Source organism: Kitasatospora sp. NPDC093806 (assembly GCF_040683335.1).
GTDB lineage: Bacteria > Actinomycetota > Actinomycetes > Streptomycetales > Streptomycetaceae > Kitasatospora.
Window position 1 is genome coordinate 23,995 of the sequence record NZ_JBFBDO010000097.1, and the last position, 7,143, is coordinate 31,137.

Below are 7,143 nucleotides of genomic sequence, written 5' to 3' on the forward strand. Positions count from 1 at the left end.
AGGGAGTGCGAAGGCCGTGAAGAAGCTCATCAACAGCGCGGAGACCGTCCTGGAGGACGTGCTGGCCGGGGTGGCCGCCGCGCATCCGGAGCTGGCCGTGGACGTGGCCAACCGGGTGATCACCCGGGCCGTCCGGCCGGGCGTGCCGAAGGTCGCGCTGGTCTCCGGCGGCGGGTCCGGGCACGAGCCGCTGCACGGGGGCTTCGTCGGCCGGGGCATGCTCGACGCGGCCTGCCCCGGCGAGGTCTTCACCTCCCCGGTGCCGGACCAGCTGCTGGCCGCCGCGCGGGCCGTGGACTCCGGCGCCGGCGTGGTCTTCGTCGTCAAGAACTACACCGGCGACGTGCTGAACTTCGAGCTCACCGCCGAGCTGGCCGCCGAGGAGGGCATCGAGGTCCGCACGGTGCTGGTCAACGACGACGTCGCGGTCGAGGACTCGACCTGGACGGCCGGCCGGCGCGGCACCGGGGCGACCGTCGTGGTGGAGAAGGCGGCCGGCGCGCTGGCCGAGCGCGGCGCCCCGCTGGACGCGGTGGCCGCCCTCGGCGAGCGGGTGAACGCGGCCTCCCGCTCGTTCGCGATCGCGCTCACCGGGGCGACCGTCCCGGCGGCGGGCCGGCCGGGCTTCGAGCTGGCGGCGGACGAGATCGAGGTCGGGGTCGGCATCCACGGCGAGCCGGGCCGCCGCCGGGAGAAGCTGCGCCCGGCCCGCGAGCTGGTCACGGAGGTGGTGGAGACGGTCCTCGCCGACCACCACCTGACCGCCGGCGACGAGGTGATCGCCCTGGTCAACGGCCTGGGCGGGACGCCGCTGATGGAGCTGTACGTGGTCTTCGGGGAGGTCGCCGCCCGGCTGGCCGGGCACGGCATCACGGTGGCCCGCAGCCTGGTCGGCAACTACGTGACCAGCCTCGACATGGCGGGCTTCTCGCTCACCCTGACCAAGGCCGACCGCGAGCTGCTGGAGCTGTGGGACGCCCCCGCCGACACCCCCGCCCTGAAGCGGGCCTGACCCCCGCCCGACTCCCAGCCGAGGAGACCTCCGGATGGACTTCGACACCCGCCTCGCCGAGGCCTGGGTCCGCGCGCTCGCCGAGGCGGTCGGGAAGGAGCACGAGCGGCTCACCGAACTGGACTCGGCGATCGGCGACGGCGATCACGGCAGCAACCTGCGGCGCGGCTTCGCCGCCGTGCTGGCCGTCCTGGACGACCCGGACACCCCGGCGCCGACGGGCCCGGGCGCGGTGCTGACCAGGACCGGCAGCACGCTGATCTCCAAGGTCGGCGGCGCCTCCGGCCCGCTGTACGGCAAGGCGTTCCGGGCGATCGGCGCGGCCCTGGCGGCGCCCGCGGGCGCACCGGCGGACGGTCCGGCCGACGTCGCCGCGCTCGGCGAGGCGCTCGCCGCCGGACTGCGCGCGGTCCGCGAGCTGGGCCGGGCCGAGGAGGGCGACAAGACCATCGTCGACGCCTGGACGCCCGCGCTGGCCGCCTACCGGGAGGCGGTGGCCGGTGGCGCCGGACTGCCGGGGGCGACCGCGGCGGCGGCCGCCGGGGCCGAGCGGGGCGCGCTGGCCACCGTGCCGCTCCAGGCCCGCAAGGGCCGCGCCTCCTACCTGGGCCCGCGCAGCATCGGCCACCAGGACCCGGGGGCCACCTCGACGGCGCTCCTCTTCCGCGCCCTGGCCGAGGCCACGAGGGCCTGACCGCCCGAACGGACCTGCGACCCGCCGCCAAATCCCAGCCCGCCCCCGGCCCGGAGCCCGTCCCCGACCCCCGCCCACCCGACGCGCCCCCACACCCCCCCGGCCCACCCCGGCGGAGGCCGGCCCTACCCCCCGTCGGTGCGGGTGATCAGGAGCAGCAGCGCGTCGTCGCGCAGCTCGCCGCCGGTGTGCGCGAGCAGGTCCGCGTACACCCGCCCGACCGCCGCCTCCAGCTCCGCCGAGGAGCGGGCCGCGTCCCGGACCAGCGGGCCGACCCGTTCGGCGAGCGGGTAGAACTCGCCGCCGCGCCGGTGCCTGGCCTCGACCACGCCGTCGGTGCAGAGCACCAGGACGTCCTCCGGCCCGAACGGCTGGTCCCAGCTGCTGGGCTCCCCGGCGGCGAGGCGGCCGAGGCCGAGCGGCACCCACGGGTCGGGCGCGTCCAGGACGTGCGCGCCCCCGTCGGGGTCCACCCGGATCGGCGGGACGTGCCCGTACTGGAGCAGTTCGACCACACCCGGGCGGCTGAACTCGGCGAACAGGGCGGTGGTGAACTCGCCGTCCGGGACGTGCCGCTCCACGCTGGCCTCGATCCGGGCGGCGACGCCGCGCAGCCCGGCCTCGTCGTAGGCGGCCTCGCGGAAGGCGCCGAGCACCACCGCGGCGGTCTGCACCGCGCCGAGCCCCTTGCCGCGGACGTCGCCGACCGCGACCCGGGTGCCGTGCGGGGTCTCCAGCACCGAGTAGAGGTCCCCGCCGATCCGGGAGGCGTCGGCGGCGGAGACGTACCGGACGGCGAGGCGCAGCGGTCCGACGACCGGGCCGGGCAGCCGGAGCAGGGCCCGCTGGGCGGCCTCGGCGACGGAGCTGACGGCGGCGAACGCGGCGGCCCGGCGCATCCGGATCCGGGCGACCCAGGCGGAGAAGGCGGTGAGCAGCAGGTAGCTGACCATCGCGCCCCAGAGGAAGCGGGCGTCGTTGACGCTGTCGACCTCGTCGTAGTGGCTGAGGCCGAAGACGGCGAGGAAGCCGAGCGAGCTGACACCGAGCAGTTCGAGCGGGCGCAGGGTGAGGGCGGCGATGCTGGGGACGACGGTCATCAGCGGTGCGAGGTAGCGGTCCCGGCCGGAGAGCAGGTCGGTGAGGGCGACCAGCAGGATCGCGAGCAGGGCGGGGGTGGCCCGGCGCCAGAACGGGATGTCCAGCAGGTCGACGGCCAGCAGCGCGCCGCGCCGCCGGGTCGGCAGCAGCCCGGTGACCGTCGGTTCGGAGGGCGACTGGGCTCGGCGGATCGGGAACACATATCGAACATAACGGACGATCAACGCCCCCACCCGCGCACCCCTCCCCGCGCCCCCGACGGCCCCTCCCCGCCCACCCCACGCTGGGACAAAAAGTACCAAAGCACCCAATTTGTCATACAGTGCGACGAAAGCGGCTCATGCAAGGGAGGCCCTCACCGGTGTCCGGATACCGCAACACCCCCCGCATCTCCGAACCGCGCGCCCGCACGGCGGCCCGCCCCACCCAGTGGCTCAGGATCTTCCTCATCGGCCTGCTGCTCTGGATCGCCACCGTCGCCGTCACCTTCCTCACCGGCAACAGCAACCTGGTGCCGACCGTCGTCCTGCTCGGCAGCTTCCTCGTCCCCGCCACCGTGGTGCTCTGGGCGTACGAGCACCACGGCGCCGACCTCGGCGCGGACCGGCTGTTCGCCTGCTTCGCCGTCGGCGGCATCATCGGCGTGCTCGGGGCCTCCGTCCTGGAGACCTACCTGCTCTCCCCCTCGCTCTGGATGTACGTCGGCGTCGGCCTGATCGAGGAGGCGGTCAAACTGGCCGCGCTGATCCTGCTCAGCCGCCGGCTCCGGGTCGGCGGCCTGCGCTACGGCCTGGTGCTGGGCGCCACCGTCGGCGCCGGCTTCGCCGCCTTCGAGACCGCCGGCTACGCCTTCAACGCCGTCCTCAGCGTGGACGGGCTCTCGCTGCGCGACCTGGTCGAGACGGAGATCCTGCGCGGCGTCCTGGCCCCGGTCGGCCACGTCCTGTGGACGGCGATCCTCGGCGGGGTGCTCTTCCGCGAGCGGCGCGGCGGCCACTTCCGGATGACCGCGCCCGTCGTGCTCACCTACCTGGGCGTGTCGCTGCTGCACGCGCTCTGGGACTCGACCAGCGGCATCGCCGTCTGGCTGGTCGCCCGGACCACCGCCGCCGACTGGCAGCGCTCCCTGTTCGAGCTCGGCCACCTGCCGAGCCCGACCAGCGAGCAGGTGCACCTCTACACCGTCTACGACACCGCCGGCCTGGTCCTGGTCGCGCTCGGCGGACTGCTCTGGCTGCGCCTGCTGATCCGCGGCGAGCGGCGCTCCCCGATCCCGGCCCAGTTCCCGTCCGCCCCGGCCTGATCCGACACGGAACCGGCGCGGGGCCGACCCGGCCCGGCGCCGCCCCGGCGAGGAACCCCGCCCCGCGAGGGAACCCGACGCACCCCTGATCCGACTGAAAGTTCGAACACCCGGGCATGCCGCACTCGAACCCGCCCGCCTCCCGGCGCGGTTTCGGGCGCAGCGTGCCCGGACGCTTACGCTCTGCTCTCGAATCGCTTTCCGGCACCGCCGTCCGGCAAACGGAATGCGATCCACACCACATTCTCCGTACCCCTAGGGAATACCCCCTAAGGGTATGGTGTTTTCATGAGCAGGGCCCGGGCGTACGCTCGCGGCCGTACCGAACTTTCGGAGGCCCCGATGTCCAGCACCATCACCTACACCGTGACCGGCATGAGCTGCGGCCACTGCGAGAACTCGGTGAGCAAGGAGCTCTCCACCCTGACCGGGGTGACCGAGGTGTCCGCCGACGCCAAGGCCGGTACCGTCACCGTCTCCGCGGCCGCGCCGCTGGACGACGAGCTGGTGCGTGCCGCCGTCGACGAGGCCGGTTACGAGCTGGTCGGCCGCGCCGCCTGAGAGCCCCCGCCGCGCGGTGGGGGCCCGCTGACCCCGCCCCCGCCGCGCCCCTCCCCAAGGAGCTGATCAGCACATGAGCACCTCCACCCCGGGCTCCACCTCCCCGGACGCGGCCACCGCCATAACCGGCCAGGACGGTCCCACAGCCGTCCGCGAGCGCGTCGAACTGGCGATCGGCGGCATGACCTGCGCCGCCTGCGCCGCCCGGATCGAGAAGAAGCTCAACCGGATGGACGGCGTCGAGGCCACCGTCAACTACGCCACCGAGAAGGCCAGAGTCGAGTTCGGCCCGGACGTCAGCGTGGCCGACCTGATCGCCACCGTCGAGAACACCGGCTACACCGCCGAGCTCCCCCCGCCGCCGGTGGCCGCCGCAGCCCCGGCCGCCGAGCGCGCCGGGGCCGCCGCCGCGTCGGCCCCCCAGTCCGACCCGCTGCTCGACCGGCTGCTCATCAGCGCCGTGCTCAGCCTGCCGGTGGTCCTCTGGTCGATGATCCCGACCCTCCAGTTCACCAACTGGCAGTGGCTCTCCTTCGCCCTGGCCGGCCCGGTCGTGGTCTACGGCGGACTGCCGTTCCACCGCGCCGCCTGGACCAACCTCAAGCACGGCGCGGCGACCATGGACACCCTGGTCTCGCTCGGCACCCTGGCCGCCTTCGGCTGGTCCTTCTGGGCCCTGTTCTGGGGCGACGCCGGCATGCCGGGCATGCGGCACGACTTCTCCTTCTCGGTCGGCGAGGGCGACGCCTCCTCCTCGCTCTACCTGGAGACCGCCGCCGCCGTCACCGTGCTGATCCTGCTCGGCCGCTACCTGGAGGCCCGCTCCAAGCGCCGGGCCGGGGCCGCCATGCACGCCCTGCTCGACCTCGGCGCCAAGGACGTCGCCGTCCTCCAGGGCGGCCGCGAGGTCCGGCTGCCGGTCGATCAGCTCACCGTCGGGACGCGCTTCGTGGTCCGCCCGGGCGAGAAGATCGCCACCGACGGGGTGGTGGTCGAGGGCGCCTCCGCCGTCGACGCCTCGATGCTGACCGGCGAGTCGGTGCCGGTCGAGGTCGCCGTCGGCGACGCCGTCACCGGCGCCACCGTCAACGCCGGCGGCCGCCTGGTGGTCGAGGCCACCCGGGTCGGCGCGGACACCCGGCTGGCCCGGATGGCGCAGCTGGTCGAGGACGCGCAGAGTGGCAAGGCCGCCGCCCAGCGGCTCGCCGACCGGATCTCCGCCGTCTTCGTCCCGATCGTCATCCTGATCGCGATCGGCACCCTGATCGGCTGGCTGCTCACCTCCGGCAACGCGACCGAGGCGTTCACCGCCGCCGTCGCCGTGCTGATCATCGCCTGCCCGTGCGCCCTCGGCCTGGCCACCCCGACCGCGCTGATGGTCGGCACCGGCCGCGGCGCCCAGCTCGGCGTCCTGATCAAGGGCCCGGAGGTGCTGGAGGACACCCGCCGGGTGGACACCGTCGTCCTGGACAAGACCGGCACCGTCACCACCGGCAAGATGACGCTGACCGCCGTGCACACCGCCGAGGGCGTCACCGAGGACGAGGTGCTGCGGCTGGCCGGCGCCCTGGAGCACGCCTCCGAGCACCCGATCGCCGCCGCCGTCGCCGCGACCGCCGCCGAGCGGCTCGGCGCCCTGCCCGGCGTCGAGCGGTTCGAGAACGTCCCCGGGCTCGGCGTCCGGGGCGTGGTCGACGGCCACGCCGTGGTGGCCGGCCGGGCCGCCCTGCTCGCCGAGCAGGACCAGCCGCTGCCCGCCGCCCTGGCCGAGGCCAGGGACGCCGCCGAGGCCGCCGGCCGCACCACCGTGGCGGTCGGCTGGGACGGCGCCGCGCGGGCCGTCCTGGAGGTCGCCGACGCGGTCAAGCCCACCAGCGCCGCCGCGATCGCCGAACTGCGGGCGCTGGGGCTGACCCCGATGCTGCTCACCGGGGACAACCGGCGGGTCGCCGAGGCGGTCGCCGCCGAGGTCGGCATCGACCCCGAGCACGTGTTCGCCGAGGTGCTGCCCGAGGACAAGGTCGCCGCCGTGGAGACCCTGCAGGCCGACGGCAGGATCGTCGCGATGGTCGGCGACGGGGTCAACGACGCCGCCGCGCTCGCCCAGGCCGACCTCGGCCTGGCCATGGGTACCGGCACCGACGCCGCCATCGAGGCGGGCGACCTCACCCTGGTCCGGGGCGACCTGCGCTCGGCCGCCGACGCCATCCGGCTCTCCCGGAAGACCCTGGGCACCATCAAGGGCAACCTGTTCTGGGCCTTCGGCTACAACGTGGCGGCGATCCCGCTGGCCGCCGCCGGTCTGCTCAACCCGATGATCGCCGGTGCCACGATGGCCTTCTCCTCGGTCTTCGTGCTCACCAACAGCCTCCGGCTGCGCGGCTTCCGCGCCTCCTGAGGACCGGCCGCTCCGTCTCCCGGGGCCGGCCGAGACATGCCCGAGGGCCCGTACCGCAGCACGCGGTACGGGCC

At 74.9% G+C, this 7,143-nt stretch carries 6 protein-coding genes; 5 read left to right on the top strand and 1 reads right to left on the bottom strand.

Annotated features, from left to right (window positions below; genetic code table 11):
* Positions 1-16 precede the first annotated feature (16 nt).
* Entirely contained in the window at positions 17-1,012 is a 996-nt protein-coding gene (dhaK, locus tag AB0N76_RS31480; protein WP_363562960.1) for a dihydroxyacetone kinase subunit DhaK, read from the top strand.
* A gap of 34 nt (positions 1,013-1,046) precedes the next feature.
* Complete coding sequence (gene dhaL, locus AB0N76_RS31485) at positions 1,047-1,706, top strand: dihydroxyacetone kinase subunit DhaL (protein ID WP_363562962.1); 660 nt, start codon at positions 1,047-1,049, stop codon at positions 1,704-1,706.
* A 125-nt stretch (positions 1,707-1,831) separates the two neighbouring features.
* Here the strand turns inward: dhaL and AB0N76_RS31490 are convergent, their stop codons facing one another.
* Positions 1,832-3,007, bottom strand: coding sequence for a PP2C family protein-serine/threonine phosphatase (locus tag AB0N76_RS31490; protein WP_363562964.1), 1,176 nt, complete (start codon positions 3,005-3,007; stop codon positions 1,832-1,834).
* 161 nt (positions 3,008-3,168) lie between these two features.
* Here AB0N76_RS31490 and AB0N76_RS31495 point away from each other — a divergent pair, with 161 nt between their 5' ends.
* The 3 genes from AB0N76_RS31495 to AB0N76_RS31505 all read left to right on the top strand — a co-directional run bounded on the left by AB0N76_RS31495 (position 3,169) and on the right by AB0N76_RS31505 (position 7,069).
* The gene (locus AB0N76_RS31495; protein ID WP_363562966.1) at positions 3,169-4,110 is read left to right on the top strand and encodes a PrsW family intramembrane metalloprotease; all 942 of its coding nucleotides are present in this window, start codon (positions 3,169-3,171) and stop codon (positions 4,108-4,110) included.
* A gap of 342 nt (positions 4,111-4,452) precedes the next feature.
* A complete protein-coding gene (locus AB0N76_RS31500; RefSeq protein WP_363562968.1) occupies positions 4,453-4,671 on the top strand; it encodes a heavy-metal-associated domain-containing protein in 219 nt (72 codons plus the stop codon).
* Between the two features lie 73 nt (positions 4,672-4,744).
* The gene (locus AB0N76_RS31505; protein ID WP_363562970.1) at positions 4,745-7,069 is read left to right on the top strand and encodes a heavy metal translocating P-type ATPase; all 2,325 of its coding nucleotides are present in this window, start codon (positions 4,745-4,747) and stop codon (positions 7,067-7,069) included.
* Positions 7,070-7,143 lie beyond the last annotated feature (74 nt).